Raw genomic sequence first — 18,303 nt, forward strand, 5'->3', positions numbered from 1 at the left:
CGCAAGCGCCGTCGGAATGGGCGAACTCGTGACTCATTCATCCCTGGGAGAACCACTGCGGGCTGAGGTCAGGATTGTCCGCACCCCCGGGGAGACACTCGATGCGGGCTGCGTGAAGGTGGTGTCCGGAGCAAGCGAGGATATCCCCTGGATCGGTTCGGCGCGAGTACGGGTGTCGGGTGAGCACCTGCTGCTGAGCACCCGCGAACCCGTCAACCACCCCATCGCCATGATCGGCGTGCGTATCGGCTGCGGCTCCGAGCTGCGCCGGGATTTCACCCTGATGCTCGCCCCACCGGCGATCCGCAGCGTCACCCCGCCCACGCTTGCCCCCGTCGACGATACGGCCGAGGCTGCAGCGGTGCAGGCCGCCCCACGGGCCCGCACCCCGCGCCGGGAGCCCGCCGTCCGCGGCGAAGCCACCGGCACGCCGGCACCGGCCAGCACCCGGCCGGCCGCGGCGCGCAAGGCCGGCGTGTCCCCGGACAGCCCCGTCGAGCGTCGCCCGGCCACCCGGAACCCGGCCGCCACCGCCCCGCGGCTGGCGGCACCCACCCAGCCCCCGGTGCTCGGTGGCGACGGTGACAGGCTGCTGATCGGCGCCGGCGACGAAGCCAGGCTCGTCCCGCTCCGCATGTCCCCCCTGCTGGCCAACCCGCCACGCAGCGACAACACCAAGGCCGAGCGCCCGGCGTTGAGCATCGAGCAACGCACGGTTGCCGAGATCGACGACCGCATCGCCGCCCAGCTGGAGCTGGACGAGAAGATCAAGCGCCTGGAGGAATACCAGGCGATGCTGAAGGAGAAGGTCGCCCAACTGGATATGCCGGGAGCAGCCCCCTCAGCCCAGCCGGCCGCGCCGCCTCCCCCTCAGGCGGCCTCCCCCCAGGCGGTGCCCGCGCCGGTCAGTGCGGCGCCCGCGGAAGATCTGGGCTTCCTCGCCGGGCTCCCCGCCTGGGCAGCCCCCCTGGCCGGCCTGCTGGCGGTACTGGCCGGCGGCGCTGCCCTGATCCGCCTGCGCCGCGGACGCGAGGGCGGCGAGGATCTCTCCCTCCCCACCCATACCGAGACAACGGGCAGCAGCGAGGCCCCGCCTGCGGCATCGCCCGTAGCGGCAGCGGCGCCCCCGGCGCAGGCCCCAGCACAGGCACAGGCACAGGCCCACACAAGCGTGGCCGGGAACGCCACTTCCGGGCAGGTGCCTGCACAGCAGGAGCATGGCGACGAATGGGTCGAGCCGACCTTTGCGCCGGCACACCCCATCCCCTTCGACGAGACCGTCGACGAGCACGACTCAGCCCTCGAACTGGCCGAGATCATGATGTCCTTCGGCCGCACCCAGGGCGCCGCCGAAACCCTCGCCGACTATATCCGGAGCAATCCGCGGCAAGCCGTGAAGCCCTGGCTCAAGCTCCTCGAGGTCTATCACGTGGCCGGCATGCGAGCCGAGTTCGAGGCCCTCACACGCCAGCTCAACAAGACCTTCAACGTCAAGATGATCGGCTGGAGCGACTTCAAGGTCGCTCTCAGCACGCCCGACACCATCGAGCAGATGCCCCACCTCGTCAGCCGCCTGCAGGAGCTGTGGGGTACGCAGGAAGCCCAGGTTTACATCCACGGGATCCTGCGGGACAACCGCAACGGAACCCGCCAGGGTTTCCCTCTGGCGGTGGTGGAAGAGTTGCTGCTGATGCTGGCCGTGCTGGATGACCAGCTGGGCACCTACAAGCCGCCCACAGAACTGAGCCTGCTGGAGATGGAGCCTCCGGCCAGTGCCGAGAAAGCGGCAGCGGCCTGAGGCCGCGCAGGCTTCAGACCGGGTTATCCACGTCCACGAACACCGCCTCGATGCCGAAGCGCTCCGCCAGGTGGGCGCCAAGGGCGTGCACCCCGTAGCGCTCGCTGGCGTGGTGGCCGATGCCCAGGTAGGCCACCCCCGACTCGCGGGCCAGATGGGTGGTCGGCTCCGAGGCCTCGCCGGATACAAAGCAATCCACGCCGCAGGCAATCGCCTGTTCGAAATACCCCTGGGCTCCGCCGGTACACCAGGCGATCTTTCCCACCGTCCGCATCGGGTCACCCAGCACCAGCGGCTCACGACCGAGGCGCGCCGCGGCATGGCGAGCCAGTAACTCGAGGCTCTGGGGCTGGCCCAGGCTGCCTGTCCAGCCGATGTCCTGTTCGCCGAAGCGGCCCTCCGGCAGCCACCCCATCAGCCGCGCCAGCTGGGCGTTATTGCCCAGCTCCGGGTGTGCATCCAGCGGCAGATGGTAGGCGAAGAGGTTGATGTCGTGCTGTAACAGGGTCGCCAGACGCTTGCGCCGCATCCCGGTTACCCGGCCGTCCTCACCCCGCCAGAAATAGCCGTGATGAACCAGCACCGCATCCGCCTGCCGGGCCACCGCTTCGTCGAGCAGGGCCTGGCTGGCCGTCACGCCGCAGATCACCCGGCTAATTGACTCGCGTCCTTCCACCTGCAACCCGTTTGGGCAATAATCCCTGAATCGCCCGACTTCCAGCAGGTTGTCGAGATATTGCTGCAGTTCGGCTCTCTGCATGGCCGTTCCTCCCTGAACCCGTTCATTTCAGCCCCCCTTCCAGCGGGGCTCCAGCCCGCGATTTTACGATGCATCGCTTGTGGATGATCTTTGCCCAGGCAGTTACGGTGTCCCTTGCCGTACTGTTCGTGGTCAGCACCCTGAAACCCGAGTGGGTCGGCGACCGTCCGGTCCTGCCGTCCATCACCATTCAGGAGACCCTCCCGGCCGTGCCGACGTCCGGCGGGCGACCGGTTGCGTCCTATGCGGATGCGGCCCGGGTGGCGCTGCCCGCGGTGGTGCACATCTTCACCAGCAAGGAGGTCAAGGCTCAGCGCCATCCGTTTGCCGACGACCCCCTGTTCCGCCACTTCTTCGGTGACCGCCTCGACAACCGTCCCCAGCAGCGGGCATCCGGCCTGGGCTCGGGCGTGATCGTCTCGCCCGAGGGCTATGTCCTCACCAACAACCACGTCATCGAGGCCGCCGACGAGATCGAGGTCGCCCTCAATGACGGCCGCAAGCTGAGCGCGCGGATCGTCGGCCGGGACCCGGAGTCCGATCTCGCCGTGCTGCAGATCCATGCCAGCGACAAGCTCAAGGCCATCACCTTCGGCCGCACCGAGCAACTCCACGTGGGTGACGTGGTGCTGGCCATCGGCAACCCCTTCGGCGTCGGCCAGACGGTTACCATGGGCATCGTCTCGGCGCTCGGCCGCTCCCACCTGGGTATCAACACCTTCGAGGACTTCATCCAGACCGACGCGGCCATCAACCCCGGCAATTCCGGTGGCGCGCTGGTGGATTCAGCAGGCAACCTGGTGGGCATCAATGCCGCCATCTATTCCCGCTCGGGAGGCTCACTGGGCATCGGCTTCGCCATTCCCGTGTCCCTGGCCCGCAGCGTGATGGAGCAGATCATCCAGAACGGCTCGGTGACCCGGGGCTGGATCGGGGTGGAAGTCCAGGCCGTCACCGCGGAGCTGGCCGAGTCCTTCGGCATGCCTTCCGGCGACGGCACCCTGATCTCCGGCGTCATGCGCGGCAGCCCGGCCGACCGCGCCGGCATCCGCCCCGGCGACGTGCTGCTGGCCGTGGACGGCCGCAAGGTGAACGACCCGCAGGCCATGCTCGAGGCCATTGCCGCACTGGCGCCGGGCCGCAAGGCCGGCTTCGAATTGCGCCGCAGCAAGGAGAAGATCGAGCTGAAGGTCGAGATCGGCCGCCGCCCGGCCCTCTCCCGCGGCGACTGAGCCATGCCCGGGGCTCAGCCGGCCCCGCTGCTGATCCACTCCTCCATGCTCTCCACGAGCAGGCCGGCCACGAAGGCGACCAATGGATCACGCCGGTCGCGGCGATGGGTCAGCAGGCTCACCGGCAGGCTCAAGCCCTCCACCTCGAGCGGCTCGAAGCGCAGGTCTGCATGCGCCGCGAACATCCGCACCAGCATGTCGGGCAGCACCGCCACCAGCGGGCTGCGCTTGAGCACGAAGGGGATCGACAGGGGCATCGCGCTGCGCGCCACCACCTGCCGCTCCAGCCCATGGGCCTCGAAGATCCCATCCACCACGCCCGAAGACTCGCCGGTGTAGGTGGTGTGGATGTGCGGAAAGCGCGCCAGCTCTGCCAGCCCCGGCCGGGAGGGCATGCTTACCAGCTCCGGATTGAAGGCGCAGGAAAACCCCGATACGTACAGCGCGACCGCCTCGTGCACCTCCCTCACCACCGGGAAATACCCCACCGCCAGGCTGATCTCCCCCGCATCCAGGGCTTCCAGCTGGTGTGAGCCCGGCAGGGACTGCACCGACAGGGCAAGGCCGGGTGCTCGGCTGCGCAGGCGCGCCACCAGGCCCGGCATCAGCAGCGCCTCGAGGGGGTCGTTGAGGGCGATGCGCACCTTGCCCCGCGCCCGCGCCGGGTCGAAGTCTTCCTCGCCACCGGCCACCCGGCGCACATCCTCGAGGATCCGCCGTACCGGCTCGGCAAGGGCCACGGCCTTCGGCGTGGCCCGCATGGCGCCGCCGTCCCGGTACAGGATGTCATCGCCAAAAAGGCTGCGCAGGCGGGCCAGCGCGTGGCTCATGGCTGGCTGGCCGATGCACAGACGGGCAGCCGCGCGGCTCACGCTGACCTCTCGCACCAGGGCGTCGAAGGCCACCAGCAGATTCAAGTCGATGCGGCGGAAGGCGGCGTGATCGATATCATTCATTTCGATACCCTGGATTACATCAATCGATTTGAAGCATTTTACCCCGCCCACTAGACTGAACCATCCCATCCATCAGGACGTCCTGTGAGCGTGCCCTCCACCTTGACCATCCCACTTTCCACGCAGCCGTCCCGGCATGTCCGGGGACTCCTCGCCATGATTTCCGCGGTCACCTGCGTGGAGTTTCTGGAAACCGGCATGGTCACCTTCGCCGCGGCCTCGATCATGGGCGGGCTCGGCCTGGGTGCCGAAGCCTTCGCCTTTGCCTTCACCCTGTATGGCGTGGCCGCCATCTTCATGCTCTACAAGCACCAGTGGATGGTCGAACGGCTGGGCTACCGCAACTTCATCCTCGGCTCCCTGGCGCTGTTCGCCCTGGGCGCCGTGCTCTGCGCCACAGCCGACGGGCTCGGCCAGTTCGCCACCGGGCGAGCCCTGCAGGGCGCCGGCGGCGCCACCTTCTTCACCGCCGGGCGGATGCAGATGAACCGCCTGCCGGAATCAGCCCGCTTCGGCGGCCTGCTGGTCTTCGTCGGCACCCTGCTCGGTGCGGTGGCCCTGTCCCCCCTCGCCGCCGCCGGCCTGATCCACCTGGCCGGCTGGCGCGCCCTGTTCTGGGCTGTGCTGCCCCTTTGCGCCCTGGTGGCCTTCGTCGCCGCTCCCCGATTGTCCCGCGAGACCACCCCGGCGGGCGCCCGCAGCGAAGAACACTGGGGCTGGCTGCTCGGCCTGGCAGTGGCCTTGTTTGCCCTGCAATACGCCCTGCAGGCCGCCCAGTTCGCGCTCTTCGACGCGCCCGGCCGGGTCTTTGCGGCCGGGGCTGCATCGGTCGCCGCGCTCACCGTCTTCGCCGTCCGCCAGTGGAAGCGGGAGCGCCCGCTGATCAACTATCGCGGCCTGTTCGAACCCCGCTACATGGCCGGCCTGCTGTTCTACTTCTGCGGCTACTTCCTGATGGGCCTCAGCGGCTTCCTGCTGCCCATCCTGTTCCTGCACGGCCTGCAGCTCGACATGCTGCACGGCGCGGCCATCCTCAGCGCGTCCATGGCCTGCAGCCTGATCGGCGCCCTCAGCCATGCCGCCATGGCCCGCCAGCATTCGCGCCCGCGGGTCTTCATGCTCACCGGCCTGGCCCTGGTGGCTCTGTCCTGCCTGGGCTTCGGACGCTGGGCAGGCGCCGGCGACTGGCACCTGCTGCTGGCCCCGAGCCTGCTGGTGGGCCTGTCGATTCCCTTCTTTGTCGGGCCGGTGGCGATGGGCACCTTCGTGCATATCGCCCCCGCGGTGTTCTCCCACGCCTACCAGGTGAAGAACATCATCCGCCAGCTCGGCCTGTCCCTCGCGGTGACCGCCGGTACCCTGCTGCTGCAATGGCGCTACGCCCGGCACCTGGATCCGCAACACCCCGGCATGGACTGGGCCGCCCGCCTGCTCCACGGCCAGCCCGGCCTTCCGGCCCATGCCGAAGCGCTGGCCCTGGCCAGTGGCGACGTCTTCAATCTGTGCGCCGCAGGCGTGCTGATCCTGATGGGCGTGGTGGCCGTGCAGCGGGTATTCCGCTAGGGCATCTTCCCCTAGGGCACATTGACAGCACGCCGGCCTGTCCCTGAAATGAGCGGACAAACATAATGATGGAGACAGCCGGCCCATGAATTCTTCCCGCAATATCCCCTACCCTCACCTCCTCGCGCCCCTCGACCTGGGCTTCACCACCCTGCCCAACCGGGTCTTGATGGGCTCCATGCACACCGGGCTCGAGGAGATGGACCATCCCTTCGAACGCCTCGCCGCCTTCTACGCGGCCCGCGCCCGTGGCGGCGCCGGCCTGATCGTCACCGGCGGCTTCGCGCCCAACCGGGAGGGCGGCATCCACCAGGGCGGCGCCTGCTTCGACAACGAGGCCGAGGCGCTCCGCCACCGGGTCGTCACCGATGCGGTGCATGCGGCCGGCGGGCGCATCTGCCTGCAGCTCCTGCACACCGGCCGCTACGCCTATGGCAAGGCGCCCGTCGCCCCGTCGGCACTCAAGGCGCCGATCAATCCGGCCACACCCCGCGCCCTCAGCGACGAGGAGATCCTGCGCACCATCGCCGACTACGGCCGGGCCGCCGCGCTTGCGCGCCAGGCCGGCTACGACGGTGTCGAGGTGATGGGCTCCGAGGGCTACCTGATCAACCAGTTCCTGGCCCCCGGCACCAATCTGCGCGATGACCGCTGGGGTGGCAGCTTCGAGAACCGCTGCCGCTTCGGCCTGGAAGTGCTGCGCGCAGTGCGCGCCGCCGCCGGCCCCGACTTCATCCTGATCTTCCGCCTGTCCCTGCTCGACCTGGTGGAAGGCGGCAGCACCTGGGACGAGATGATCGCCTTCGCCCAGGCCGCCGAGGCCACCGGCGTCACCATCCTCAACACCGGCATCGGCTGGCACGAGGCACGCATCCCCACCATCATGAGCAGCGTGCCGCGGGGCGCCTTCAGCAGCCTCGCCGGGCGCCTGCGCAGGGCGGTGAAGCTGCCGGTGATCGCCAGCAACCGCATCAACGATCCGCAGCTCGCCGAGGACATCCTGGCCCGCGGCGATGCAGACCTGGTATCCATGGCCCGCCCCTTCCTGGCCGACGCCGACTTCGTGGCCAAGGCCGCTGCCGGCCGGGCCGACGCCATCAACACCTGCATCGCCTGCAACCAGGCCTGCCTCGACCACATCTTCGTCGGCAAGCCGGCCTCCTGCCTGGTCAATCCGGATGCCTGCCGGGAGTTCGAGGCTCCGCCGGCCCCCGCCGCGCAGCCACGCAAGGTCGCTGTGGTGGGCGCCGGCCCGGCCGGCCTTGCCGCCGCCACCACGCTGGCAGAACGGGGCCACCAGGTCAGCCTGTTCGACGCCGCGGCTGAAGTCGGCGGGCAGTTCAACTACGCCCGCAAGATCCCCGGCAAGGAGGATTTCGGCGAGACCCTGCGCTACTTCCGGACCCGCCTGACCGAGCTGCAAGTCCCCACGCAGCTGGGACGCAAGGTGGACGCCCCGGACCTCGCCGGCTTCGACCACGTGGTGCTGGCCACCGGCATCACCCCGCGCCGCCCCGCCATCCCCGGCCTGGATCATCCCCGGGTGGCGAGTTACATCGACGTGATCGAGGGGCGCCGCCCGGCAGGCCGCAAGGTTGCCGTCATCGGTGCCGGCGGCATCGGCTTCGACGTGGCCGAGCTGCTCACCCACGGCGGAGAACACGGCGACCCGGTCCACGCCTACCAGCAGGAATGGGGTATCGACCCAGGCTATACCGGCAACCGGGGCGGCCTCGCCGCACCGGGCATGCCGGCGCCGCCGCGGGAGGTGTGGCTGCTCCAGCGCAAGGCCGGCAAGCTGGGTGCCGGGCTGGCCAAGACCACCGGCTGGGCCCGCAACCTGCTGCTGAAGAAGCGCGGCGTGCACATGCTCGGCGGGGTGGAGTACATCGGCATCGATGATGCCGGGCTGCACATCCAGGTGGACGGGCAGATGCGCTGCCTGGAGGTGGATACGGTGGTGATCTGCGCCGGCCAGGAGCCCCGACGCGAGCTGCAGCCCGCGCTCGAGGCGGCCGGCATTCCGCACACCCTGGTGGGCGGCGCCCACGTGGCAGCCGAGCTGGACGCCAAGCGGGCGATCCTGGAAGCCACAGAGTTCGCCCGGCGCTTCTGACAAGACCACGGGGCCGCGCAGGCGGCGGCCCCGACCTGCACTCAGCGGCCCATCCGGGCCCCCCAGCAGGCCGCCACGTCGATCATCCGGTTGGCAAAGCCCCACTCGTTGTCGAACCACACCAGCAGGTTGAGCAGGCGCGCGCCGCTCATGCGGGTCTGGCCGCCATCGATGATGGCCGAATGGGGGCTGTGGTTGAAGTCGATGGAGGCATGGGGATGCTCGGTGTAATCCATGCGGCCCGATTCGCTGCCGGCCACGGCAGCCCGCAGCAGGGCCTTCACCTCGGCGGCCGTGGTGTCGCAGCGCAGGGTCGCCACCAGGTCGATGGCCGATACGTTGACCACCGGCACCCGGATCGCCTTGGACTCGATGCGACCTGCCAGTTCCGGCAGCATGCGCTGCACGCCACGGGCCAGGCCGGTGGATACCGGGATCATCGACTGCATCGCCGAGCGGGTCCGGTGCAGATCGGTATGGTGATAGCCGTCGATCAGGGGCTGGTCGTTCATCACCGAATGCAGGGTGGTCAGCATGGCCTGCTCGATGCCGAAGCTGCGGTCCAGCAGGGCCAGCACCGGGGCGATCGCGTTGGTGGTGCAGGACGCCGCCGAGACGATGCGCTCATCCCCGCTGAGGAGGTCGTGGTTCATGCCGAACACCACGGTGCGGTCCACATCGCTGGCCGTGTGCCCGGGATGGGACAGCAGCAGGCGCCGGCAGCCCGCCGCCAGGAAACGCTCCAGCTCATGCCGGTGACTGTAGCGCCCGGAGGCTTCCACCAGCACGTCCACGCCGATGGCCGCCCAATCGACCCCCTCGGGGGTCTCGGCGTGAAACACCGGGATGACCGTGCCGTCGATCTTCAGGCAACCCTCGCCGGCCTCGACCTGGCCCGGGAAACAGCCATGGGTCGAGTCATAGCGGGTCAGGTAGGCCATGCTCTCCAGGTCCGCCGGCTCGTTGATGGCCACCACCTGGAAACGCCCCCGCACCGGCGAGGCGTGGAGGGCCCGCAGGAAACAGCGGCCGATCCGCCCATAGCCGTTGATCGCGATCCGCAAAGTCATGCTGCCGACATCCTTTCCATCCAAAGCTGGATCATCAAAGCCCGTCAGTCTAACGCCTTGACGCGCCACCTGCCCAAGCGCTGCCAGCCCCGCTCCGCCGCCGCCGGTCAATCAACCCAATCCGGGTAAGAAAAATAATGAAAAATGATTAAAGAAGCGTACAGTTCCGCCGTTAGCGGAGTGTCTCCTCCACAGCCCTGAAAGACGGGCTCCTTGACCCGCCGGACAGCCCCCTCCTCTTGTCCGGCGGTGTTTTTTTATCCTGCAGCCGAGCCCTCCGACCGCTCCCGGCCGTGAGCCCGACCGCCCGGCGCAGAGCAGGTCTGCTTCGATCAGCCCGCGCTTTCCGGCGTCCCGAGCATGCCGCCCAAGGCCTGGGCAATCCCGGTGATGCCGTCGTTGGAGAGTCCGGCATCCTTCATGACCGCATCGACGATGGGCTTGGCCAACTGATACTGCAGGGCGGAGTTCATCACCTGCTCCGGAAACGTCGCACCGCCTGCGCCTGCAACAGCAGCCGTCCCCGGTCCGGATGCCGCGGCACCCGGCACACCGCTGACCTGGAAAATGCGGATCGAATCGATCTTCTCCATCGGCCTTACCGCCTGCTCCAGGATGTTGGGCAACTGCTGCAGCAACAGGCTACGTACCTGGAGATCCACCTGCGCGGCGGACAAGGTGTTGAGCGCTTCATTGATGGCGCGCTTGCCAGCGGCTTCCGCCAGCGCGGCGGCCTGGCGCGCGGTGGCTTCAATGGTAATGGCGTCGGCCCGATCGAGGGCAGCTTCCTTCTCGGCTGCAGCGGACACCTTGATGGCGATGGCACTCTGTTCGGCCTCCTTGGAGGCCTCGATCAGTTGAATGCTCTTCTCGCGCTCCGCCACGGCCACTTGCCGGGCGGTGGTGACGAGCTCCTCGGCCTTGACCGCCTCAGCGAGAGCCAGATTCGCCGTCGCATCGGCATCGGATTGCTCCCGCGATTTGGTGGCGATGGCGATCTGCGTGTCCTGGCGGGCGATCTCGACCTGCTTGCGCTGCTCGGCCCTCTGCACTTCAGTCATTCTCTCCAGCTCGATTTCGCGCGTCTGAACGGCCAGGTTCTTGTCGATTTCCCGGGTCTGGATGGCCAGATTCTTGTCGATCTCCGCCGCCCTGATCTCGCGCTCCGACTCGATACGCTTCTGGCTGACCTGCAACTCCGCATTGATCTTGGCCGCCTCCGCTTCCCGGTTGCGCTCGGCCTGCTGGGTGGCGATCAGGGCAGCCTGCTCGGCACGGCTGTTCTCGATCTCCCGCCTTTGCGAGAGGGATGCGAATTCCTCGTCCTTCTCGATGGTCAGCTTCAGCCGCGTCGCCTCGAGATTCTTGGTACGGACCAGGACTTCGGTGTCCTGCTCCACATCATTGCGCTGCTTGCGCCGGGCCTCAGTCTGCTCGGTAAGGCGGGTCAGGCCCTCGGCGTCGAAGGCGTTGTTGGGGTTGAAGAACTGCTTGTCCGTCTGATCGAGGCTGGTCAGCGAAACCGACTCCAGCTCGAGGCCGTTCTTCTCAAGGTCTTCCGCCACCGCATTCTGGACGGCCTGTACAAAATCCCGACGCTTGTCCTGCAGCTCCTGGATGGTCATCGTTGCCGCAGTGGCCCGCAGCGAATCGACAAACTTGTCTTCGACCAGGGTCTTCAGCTCGTCCGGACTCATTGTCCGCGCGCCCAGGGTCTGCGCGGCGATGCTGATGGATTCCTCGGTCTGCTTGACCCTCACAAAGAAGGCCGCGGTGACGTCCACCCGCATGCGGTCCTTGGTGATCAGGCTTTCGCGCTCCCGGCGCAGCACTTCCAGCTTCAAGGTGTTCATGTTCACCAGCACGCGCTCGTGGAACACCGGCAGCACGATGGCGCCACCGTCCATGATGACCTTCTGTCCGCCCAGACCGGTTCGCACGAACGCGGTCTCCTTCGTCGAGCGCTTGTACAAGCGCGCAAAGACAATGCCGATCGCCAGCAGCGCGAGCAGCGCAACGCCTGCCAATCCAAGCATTTCGATTAAGTTGGTCATTTAGAGTCGTTCCTGAGAGAGTGGGTTGAAGACAGTGCCGGATGCATCACCTGGATCAGGGCATCAGGGCGGGATGAGGATTGACGATGCAGCGGTAGAACGCCCCCGCCTTGCTGACGATGAGCACCTGCATGTTTTCTTCGAGCACTTCGTCGTCCAGGTCCGGCTCCACCATCAGGTAGTGGGACCGCCCGAGGCTGTCCCGGACACGTGCCTGGGCGGCCAGCCCGCGTCTGGCCGTGCCACCGACGATCACGCCGACCCGCCCGATCAGGGTCTGCTCGCTGACGCTGCTCGTCTCGTCCCGGGGGATGATGTGCGCGATGAGCGAACCCAGTCCGCGTACGGTGGCCAGCCCCGATGGCACGGCCAGCATCCCCGCCAGCCAGGCGGGCAGATAGCCGCCGAACAGCCCCCGGGCCACCATCTGCAGGCCGTAGCCAAAGAGCGCGTAGCCGAGCAGGAACAGCAGCAGCAAGACCAGCGCGGGAACCTTGCCCAGATGCAGCCAGCCCAGCACACGATCCAGCCCACCATCGCCGTCGATGTCGGGGATGAGGTCGTCCAGCAGGTTGCTCGGGCTGAGAGAGATCAGCATGCCGACCCCCTCGAGGAGGCCGATCCCGATGATCAGTGCAAAGGCAATGCCAAACGGCAGGTTCTGATCTGCAGTAAAGAGGCTCACATCCGACCTGCCTTGAGCTGGGCGATACGCTCGGCGATCTTGTTGTCACGGACGAGGTCGTCAAGCTCCTTCAGCTGTGCTGCCTGGCGCAGGCCGCCTCCGCCGGCCGTACCGGTCAGCCCGGTGTGGCGTTCATGGATCCGGTCAAAAGCCTCGGTCACCGCCTCGATACGCTGCTCCACACCCACTCCGGCGGCCGGACCGCTTGTCTGCACGGAGGCGGCACGGCTCCGGCGAAACGCCGAAAGTGCCTCCGCCATCTCACGCTTTTTGGCCAGCAAAGCGGAGGCGAAGCCCTGCAACTCGCGCTCCTGGAGGGTGAGCTCGGACAATCTGCTTTCAAGCACGGGCAGTTGCGCCTCGATGTCGAGCTGCCGGGCTACGGCCGCCCGCATGAGTTCGTCGCGCCCCTGGGCCATGGCCTGATCGATCTGTTCGGCCAGCCGCGCATGCTGGCCATTCAGGCTGGCGTGCTGCTGCTGGGACAGGTGGCGGTTTGCAGCAACGGTTCCGAGTTCATGGCGCACATCGTCGATCACGCGGTCTGCCTCGCGCATAGCTTGCTCCATCGCAGCCTCCGGGGCCTGGTCTTCCAGGCGATCGAGCAAGGCATGCATGCCACCGGTGATGACGCGGGCCACACGGGTCTTCAGGGAATCAGCCATTTGAGGAGCCTTTCTTGAGGGGAAGATTGGAGGCCAGTTCGATCGTATTGGCGACGTGGCGGCGTATGACCTCGGGATCGTATGCAGCAGCCGACGCGGTGATGGCCTGCCGCAGAAGCGCCTCGCAGAGGGTGAAACTGCGCCGCACGAGTGCGTCTTCGAGCAGCGCAGCCTGACCGGAATCCTTCGGCGCGTGGCTGACGATCAATGCCAGCGCAGCTGTCGTGTGGTCCAGGATCGCGCCAAGCACCTCCGAGTGCGCGCCGCCCTGGCCCTCCATCACTACCAGGGACTCCCGCAACTGGCCGGTGAGATCGCGTGCCCAGGCATGGGCTGCCGCGTAGTCGAACGCGCCATCGTGCTGCCGCTTCAGTTGCCCGAGCAGCACACGCAACTTGTCACTGTTGGTCGTGGCACCCTCGACACGCAGCTGGGCCAGCCAGAGATACAAGTCACCCGGAATACGCGCCGAAAGTGGCTCCATGCTGGTTGCCTGACTCATTCGCACCCTTTCATACCCGGATTGGATTGAATTCAATTGTATTCATTCGAATTCGAAAGTCAATGCGAATATTTCCTTTCGGCATATACACCGAACATGAAGCCGACCGGACTTCAGCCTAATGAAAAAGCCCGGACACCGAAGTGCCCGGGCTGTCCGGTGATGCCGGAAACGCTCCGGATCAGTTGCCGCGGCCGGCCTTTTCGATCTCCGCGAACATCTCCCGGGCGGTCTGTTCGCCGTACTGTTTCGCGTACTTGTCGATCAGCGGCCGGGTCTTCTCCTTCATCTTCGCCACCTCTTCCGGCGGCAGGGTGTTGATGCTCATCTTGGTCTTCAGGAAGGCCATCGCCTCGGCACCGTACTTCTGGGACAGCTGACGCTGATGGTCACGTGCCTCGACAGCCGCCTCGTTGAGGATCTTCTTCTCGTCAGCCGACAGCTTGTCGTAGGTCTTCTTGCTCATCAGCAGCATCTGCGGGTTGTACATGTGATTGGTGATCGTCACGTACTTCTGCACCTCGTAGAACTTGCTCTGCTGCAGGTTGATCAGGGTCTGGTTGCCGCCATCGACGGTCTTCTGCTCCAGCGCGGTGTACACCTCGACGAAGGGCAGCGGCACCGGGTTGGCGCCCAGGGCGGTCTGGAAGTCGATCTGCAGCGGGGTCTCGGTGACGCGGATCTTCAGGCCGGCGATGTCCTCGACCTTCTGGATCGGCTTCTTGCCGGTGTGGTAGTTCAGGTAGCCCATCTCCCACCAGCCCAGCCCGACCAGGCCCTTGTCCTGCAGCTTGGCCGCGAGCTTGCTGCCCCACTCGCCGTCCAGCACCTTGTAGGCGATCTTCTCGCTGGAGAAGGCAAAGGGGAAATCCAGCACGCCGAAATCCTTCACCAGGCCGGTGAGCAGGTTGGCGTTCATGATGGCCATCTCGATCACGCCACCCTGCATCAAGGACACCACCGCGGTGTCCTTGCCGAGGGCGCCGCCGCCGTACATCTTGGCCTTCATCTTGCCGCCGCTCTTCTTCTCGAGCAGCTCGCAGAACTTCACGCCGCCGTCGTAATGGGCCGTGCCGGCATTGACGGCGATGGCGACCTTGAAATTGCGCTCCTGGATGTCGGCCGCCCATACGGACACGGGTGCTGCGGCCAGGAAAGCGGTGCTCAACAGGCTGCCGAAGGCGAAGCTGCGGTACAGGGATTGGACTTTCATGATGTCTCCGTTGTTGTCGTGATCGACCGGGCCGCGGCACTGCCAGACCCGGATTCGTGGGGCAGATGCTAGCAATGGCCTCACCCTGTATTCGCGGCCTGCCGAGCGCATCTGCGCGACATGCGTCCGAAATGCGCGATCAACGCGCACAACAGATCGCGCGGCCCGGGACTTATACGTCGGGGAAAAAGAAAGCCCACCGAACCAGGGGTCCGATGGGCCAAATGACCGGCGGGGACGAAATGGGAGGGAAGAACCCGCCGGTATGGACACTGCCGCCGGGCGGCTGCGTCCGTGGGAATCAGGGCCCAAAGATCGGGCCCAAAGATCAGGGCCCGAAGGCCTCCCTGAGGCGCTTGCGCCGCTTGAACAGGAAGACCAGGCAGACGGCCAGCACCACGCCCTCCACCCACAGGGTATGGCGCACCCCCAGCCAGGCGGCCAGCAGCCCGGCCAGCAGGCCGCCGATGGCGTCGGCGCCAAAGCGGGCCGCCATGAAGAAGGACACCACGCGTCCGCGCAGGGCATCCGGCGCACTGGACTGCAGCAGCATGTTGATGCCGGCATTGCTCACGGCCACCCCGAAGCCGATCATCGCCAGGCCCAGGCAGGCCAGCGCCACCAGCCCGCCCACCCCGGTCACCGCCAGTCCGGCGGCGCACAGGGCCACCGCGCCGATCACGCCGAAGCTCAGGCGCGGCAAGGACTTCACCCCTGCCAGCGTGGAGGTGCCGACAAAGGCCCCGCCGCCGGCCGCGCCCCACAGCAGGCCCAGGGTGCGGGCATCGCCGAGGAAGACATCCTTGGCCAGGATGGGCAGCAGGGTGGCGTAGCTCGAGGCGGTGAGGTTCACCACGGCCAGTGCGGCGATCAGCACCCGCACCGACCAGGTCGACCACACGTAGCGGGCTCCCTCCTTGAAGACCCGCCCCACCGAGCCCCCTGCCCGCTGCAGCGGACGCCCCTCGGCGCGCAGCACCGCCACGATCAGGGACAGGAAGCTCAGGGCGTTGAGGGCGAAACAGGTGGCCTCCGAGGTCAGCCCGAGCAGCAGGCCGGCGATCGGCGGCCCGATGAAGCGCCCCCCATTGACCAGCATGGAGTTCAGGGCCAGGGCGTTCGGGAGGTCGTCCTTGTCACGCACGTAGGCGCTGATCAGCGCGTGGCGCAGCGGTGCATCGAAGCTGTTGAGCACCCCCAGCAAGGCCGACATGGCGACGATCAGGGCCGGGCCGATCCAGCCCGCCGCGCTCAGCCCGGCCAGGGTCAGGGCCTGCAGCCCGAGCAGGCTCTGCACGCCGATCAGCCAGCGCCGCTTGTCCTGCCGGTCGATCCAGGCCCCGGCCAGCGGCCCCACCAGCAGCTGGGGCACCAGCGCCACGAAGGTGGTCACCCCCAGCAGGGCCGCCGACCCGGTGATGCGGTACACCAGCCAGACCAGCGCCACCTGCTGGATCCACGACCCGAGCAGGGAGATGGCCTGCCCCGAAAAATACAACCGGAAATCCCGCGCCCGCAGGGAGCGCGCGAATTCCGGGATACGTGACTCCAATGGCTCAGGTGACTTGGGTGACTTGGGTGAATCAGGCAACACGGAAGCTCCGAAGTGTCTTCAAGCCTCCACTTTACTGCGCACTCTGGGCCGTCATCCGCACCGCCGCATTGGCTGCGCCGAATCCTGCATAGCGGCCGACGCGCTGGACGATCTCGAAGAAGAAGCTGCCCACGAAAGACCGCACGTAGAAGTGAAAGAAGGCCCCATCGGCGTTCTCGTCGTAGAGCACGCCGAACTGGCGCATGCGCTCGACCAGCCCCGGCTCCAGATCCAGCCGGGCCGCCAGATCATCGTAGTAGTTGTCGGGCACCGGCAACAGCGCGATGCCGCCGGCCCGCACCCGGGTGGCGCAGGCGAAGATGTCGTCGCAGGCCAGGGCGATATGGTGGATGCCGCCGCCCTGCAGGGTCTCGGCGGTGCGCCCGGTGGCCGTTGTGCGGCTCTGCGACACATTCAGGGCGATGCGCAGGGACTGGTCGTCGTTCACCATGGCGCAGCTGCGCACCAGGCCGTGGGGGTCGGCCAGCTCCAGGCTGGGCTGGGGGGCGAGCCCCAGCACCACCCGGTTGAACAGCACCCCGGTGTCGAACTGCTCCAGGGGGTAGGCATGAGCCAGGTGGTCCACCTGGCGGATGCCCGCCCGGCTGTGCCCCTGCCGGCCCGCCTCGATGACGAAATCACTCTCCAGGAAGCCCCGCTCTTCCAGGGCCTGGGAGACGAAGTAGATCACGCTGTCGTCCACCGCCCGCAGGGCCGGGATGATGGTCTCGTTGGGCCCCACGCGCCCCGCGTAACGGGGCAGCTGGAAGGCCACCCCCCGGTTCACCGCCCGCTGGCCGTCATCGGTGGCAAGGCCCAGCGCACAGATCGACGGCCCGCGGCGCTGGAAGAAATCCGCGGCAAAGGAGCCCGGCTCCTGGTTGAGGATGAGGCGCACCTCCCCCTGCTGATACAGCGTCACATCCTTGCTGCGGTGAGCCCCCAGGCGGTCGAAGCCCAGTCCCTCCAGGGCCCGGGCCAGCACGTGGCCGGAGGCCGCGTCCACCGCGAACTCGATGAAGGACACCCCCTTCAGGGTCGGCGGAGCCGGCGGGTTGAACAGCTCGATGCGCTCCGCCAGCTGCGCCGCCGCCGGATCCGCCACCGCCCGCGCCGCAATGCGCTGGCGCACCTGCTCTTCGAGGAAGAGCAGGGATTCATGGGCATCCAGCGTGGTACGCCGGTTGGGTGCCGCGCGGAAGACGTCGTTGAACACCTCCAGCGACAGGGGCCCCGGGTAGCCTGCCATCAGCACGTGTTCGACAAAGCGGGCCAGGTCGAAGGTGCCCTGCCCCGGGAAGCAGCGGAAATGGCGGCTCCACTGCAACACGTCCATGGCCAGCATCGGCGCGTCGGCCAGCTGCAGGAAGAACAGCTTGTCCGCCGGGATCGTCTCGATGCCCGCCGGATCGTCCCCCCGCGACAGGATGTGGAAGCTGTCCAGGCACAGGCCCAGGTGCGGGTGGTCGGCCTTCTTCACGATCTCCCAGGAGTGCAGGTAGCGATTGACGTGGTGGCCCCAGGCCAGCGCCTCGTAGGCCACCCGCAGCCCGCGCTCGGCGGCCTTCTCGGCCATGGCGTGGAGCTGGGATGCGAGCAGTTCGTCGTCGCAGATCATGTCCGGCTGCACGTTGGAGCACACCAGCAGCATGGGCGCGCCGAGCTCCACCATCAGGTCGAACTTGCGCTGGGCCCGGTCCAGGTTGCGCCGGAAGCGGGCCTCATCCACCCCGTCCATGTCGCGGAAGGGCTGGTACAGGTCGATGCCCAGGCCCAGGTCGGCGCAGCGCTGGCGGATCTCCCGCGGTGACAGGCGGCTGGCGATGAGGTCGTTCTCGAAGATCTCGACGGCGTCGAAGCGGGCGCGGGCGATGGATTCGAGCTTTTCTTCGAGGGTGCCACTGATGCATACGGTGGCGATGGATCGGCGCATTTCGGGTCTCCGCCTGGTGGGTCTTGTGGGATCTCGTGGTGTCACGGCAGCCGCTCCGCAGGGCAATCGGCCGCTCTCTCCGGCAGGAGAATCTTAGGGAGCACCCACCGCCACGAACATTGCCCCAGGGGTTCGATTGCGCGACAATCGCGCAGCGCGCAC

The 18,303-nt window shown here is 67.4% G+C and carries 14 protein-coding genes; 4 read left to right on the forward strand and 10 right to left on the reverse strand.

The genetic code is table 11. The annotated features are described in order from the left end of the window. Positions 1-28: 28 nt before the first annotated feature. A complete protein-coding gene (locus HHL15_RS13050) occupies positions 29-1,798 on the forward strand; it encodes a type IV pilus assembly protein FimV (protein ID WP_169146214.1) in 1,770 nt (589 codons plus the stop codon). A gap of 13 nt (positions 1,799-1,811) precedes the next feature. Here HHL15_RS13050 and HHL15_RS13055 read toward each other — a convergent pair whose 3' ends face one another. Next, complete coding sequence (locus HHL15_RS13055; protein ID WP_169146215.1) at positions 1,812-2,558, reverse strand: Nif3-like dinuclear metal center hexameric protein; 747 nt, start codon at positions 2,556-2,558, stop codon at positions 1,812-1,814. A 68-nt stretch (positions 2,559-2,626) separates the two neighbouring features. On the opposite strand from HHL15_RS13055, the gene HHL15_RS13060 reads away from it, so the two are divergent. Further along, entirely contained in the window at positions 2,627-3,790 is a 1,164-nt protein-coding gene (locus tag HHL15_RS13060; protein WP_169146216.1) for a Do family serine endopeptidase, read from the forward strand. 14 nt (positions 3,791-3,804) lie between these two features. Here the strand turns inward: HHL15_RS13060 and HHL15_RS13065 are convergent, their stop codons facing one another. After that, positions 3,805-4,746: a LysR family transcriptional regulator gene (locus HHL15_RS13065; protein ID WP_169146217.1), complete on the reverse strand. Its 942-nt coding sequence runs from the start codon at positions 4,744-4,746 to the stop codon at positions 3,805-3,807. A 156-nt stretch (positions 4,747-4,902) separates the two neighbouring features. On the opposite strand from HHL15_RS13065, the gene HHL15_RS13070 reads away from it, so the two are divergent. Continuing rightward, positions 4,903-6,309, forward strand: a complete 1,407-nt coding sequence (locus HHL15_RS13070; protein WP_169146218.1) for an MFS transporter — start codon at positions 4,903-4,905, stop codon at positions 6,307-6,309. 85 nt (positions 6,310-6,394) lie between these two features. Beyond that, positions 6,395-8,425, forward strand: coding sequence for an NADPH-dependent 2,4-dienoyl-CoA reductase (locus tag HHL15_RS13075; protein WP_169146219.1), 2,031 nt, complete (start codon positions 6,395-6,397; stop codon positions 8,423-8,425). 41 nt (positions 8,426-8,466) lie between these two features. Here the strand turns inward: HHL15_RS13075 and HHL15_RS13080 are convergent, their stop codons facing one another. The 8 genes from HHL15_RS13080 to HHL15_RS13115 form a co-directional block, all read right to left on the reverse strand. Next, positions 8,467-9,495 carry a type I glyceraldehyde-3-phosphate dehydrogenase gene (locus HHL15_RS13080; RefSeq protein ID WP_169146220.1) on the reverse strand — a complete coding sequence of 343 codons (1,029 nt, stop codon included), beginning with the start codon at positions 9,493-9,495 and terminating at the stop codon, positions 8,467-8,469. A gap of 332 nt (positions 9,496-9,827) precedes the next feature. Further along, positions 9,828-11,549 (reverse strand): flotillin family protein, encoded by a 1,722-nt coding sequence (locus HHL15_RS13085; protein WP_169146221.1) that lies wholly within the window; start codon positions 11,547-11,549, stop codon positions 9,828-9,830. A gap of 55 nt (positions 11,550-11,604) precedes the next feature. Next, positions 11,605-12,234 (reverse strand): YqiJ family protein, encoded by a 630-nt coding sequence (locus HHL15_RS13090; protein WP_169146222.1) that lies wholly within the window; start codon positions 12,232-12,234, stop codon positions 11,605-11,607. Then, positions 12,231-12,899: a PspA/IM30 family protein gene (locus HHL15_RS13095; protein ID WP_169146223.1), complete on the reverse strand. Its 669-nt coding sequence runs from the start codon at positions 12,897-12,899 to the stop codon at positions 12,231-12,233. The genes HHL15_RS13090 and HHL15_RS13095 overlap by 4 nt, the downstream gene beginning before the upstream one ends. After that, positions 12,892-13,401: a hypothetical protein gene (locus HHL15_RS13100; protein ID WP_169146224.1), complete on the reverse strand. Its 510-nt coding sequence runs from the start codon at positions 13,399-13,401 to the stop codon at positions 12,892-12,894. The genes HHL15_RS13095 and HHL15_RS13100 overlap by 8 nt, the downstream gene beginning before the upstream one ends. Before the next feature lie 181 nt (positions 13,402-13,582). Beyond that, positions 13,583-14,614 (reverse strand): DctP family TRAP transporter solute-binding subunit, encoded by a 1,032-nt coding sequence (locus HHL15_RS13105; protein WP_169146225.1) that lies wholly within the window; start codon positions 14,612-14,614, stop codon positions 13,583-13,585. A 328-nt stretch (positions 14,615-14,942) separates the two neighbouring features. Next, the gene (locus HHL15_RS13110; protein WP_235943383.1) at positions 14,943-16,166 is read right to left on the reverse strand and encodes an MFS transporter; all 1,224 of its coding nucleotides are present in this window, start codon (positions 16,164-16,166) and stop codon (positions 14,943-14,945) included. Between the two features lie 73 nt (positions 16,167-16,239). After that, the gene (locus tag HHL15_RS13115; protein ID WP_169146226.1) at positions 16,240-18,141 is read right to left on the reverse strand and encodes a bifunctional sugar phosphate isomerase/epimerase/4-hydroxyphenylpyruvate dioxygenase family protein; all 1,902 of its coding nucleotides are present in this window, start codon (positions 18,139-18,141) and stop codon (positions 16,240-16,242) included. Between the last annotated feature and the right edge of the window lie 162 nt (positions 18,142-18,303).

It is taken from the genome of Zoogloea dura (assembly GCF_012927165.1).
GTDB lineage: Bacteria > Pseudomonadota > Gammaproteobacteria > Burkholderiales > Rhodocyclaceae > Zoogloea > Zoogloea dura.

Bases quoted from the DNA above. Each gene is read 5' to 3' on its own strand.
- HHL15_RS13055 (WP_169146215.1), bottom strand. From the start codon at position 2,558: ATGCAGAGAGCCGAACTGCAGCAATATCTCGACAACCTGCTGGAAGTC.
- HHL15_RS13060 (WP_169146216.1), top strand. From the start codon at position 2,627: ATGCATCGCTTGTGGATGATCTTTGCCCAGGCAGTTACGGTGTCCCTT.
- HHL15_RS13065 (WP_169146217.1), bottom strand. From the start codon at position 4,746: ATGAATGATATCGATCACGCCGCCTTCCGCCGCATCGACTTGAATCTG.
- HHL15_RS13070 (WP_169146218.1), top strand. From the start codon at position 4,903: ATGATTTCCGCGGTCACCTGCGTGGAGTTTCTGGAAACCGGCATGGTC.
- HHL15_RS13075 (WP_169146219.1), top strand. From the start codon at position 6,395: ATGAATTCTTCCCGCAATATCCCCTACCCTCACCTCCTCGCGCCCCTC.
- HHL15_RS13080 (WP_169146220.1), bottom strand. From the start codon at position 9,495: ATGACTTTGCGGATCGCGATCAACGGCTATGGGCGGATCGGCCGCTGT.
- HHL15_RS13085 (WP_169146221.1), bottom strand. From the start codon at position 11,549: ATGACCAACTTAATCGAAATGCTTGGATTGGCAGGCGTTGCGCTGCTC.
- HHL15_RS13095 (WP_169146223.1), bottom strand. From the start codon at position 12,899: ATGGCTGATTCCCTGAAGACCCGTGTGGCCCGCGTCATCACCGGTGGC.
- HHL15_RS13100 (WP_169146224.1), bottom strand. From the start codon at position 13,401: ATGAGTCAGGCAACCAGCATGGAGCCACTTTCGGCGCGTATTCCGGGT.
- HHL15_RS13105 (WP_169146225.1), bottom strand. From the start codon at position 14,614: ATGAAAGTCCAATCCCTGTACCGCAGCTTCGCCTTCGGCAGCCTGTTG.
- HHL15_RS13115 (WP_169146226.1), bottom strand. From the start codon at position 18,141: ATGCGCCGATCCATCGCCACCGTATGCATCAGTGGCACCCTCGAAGAA.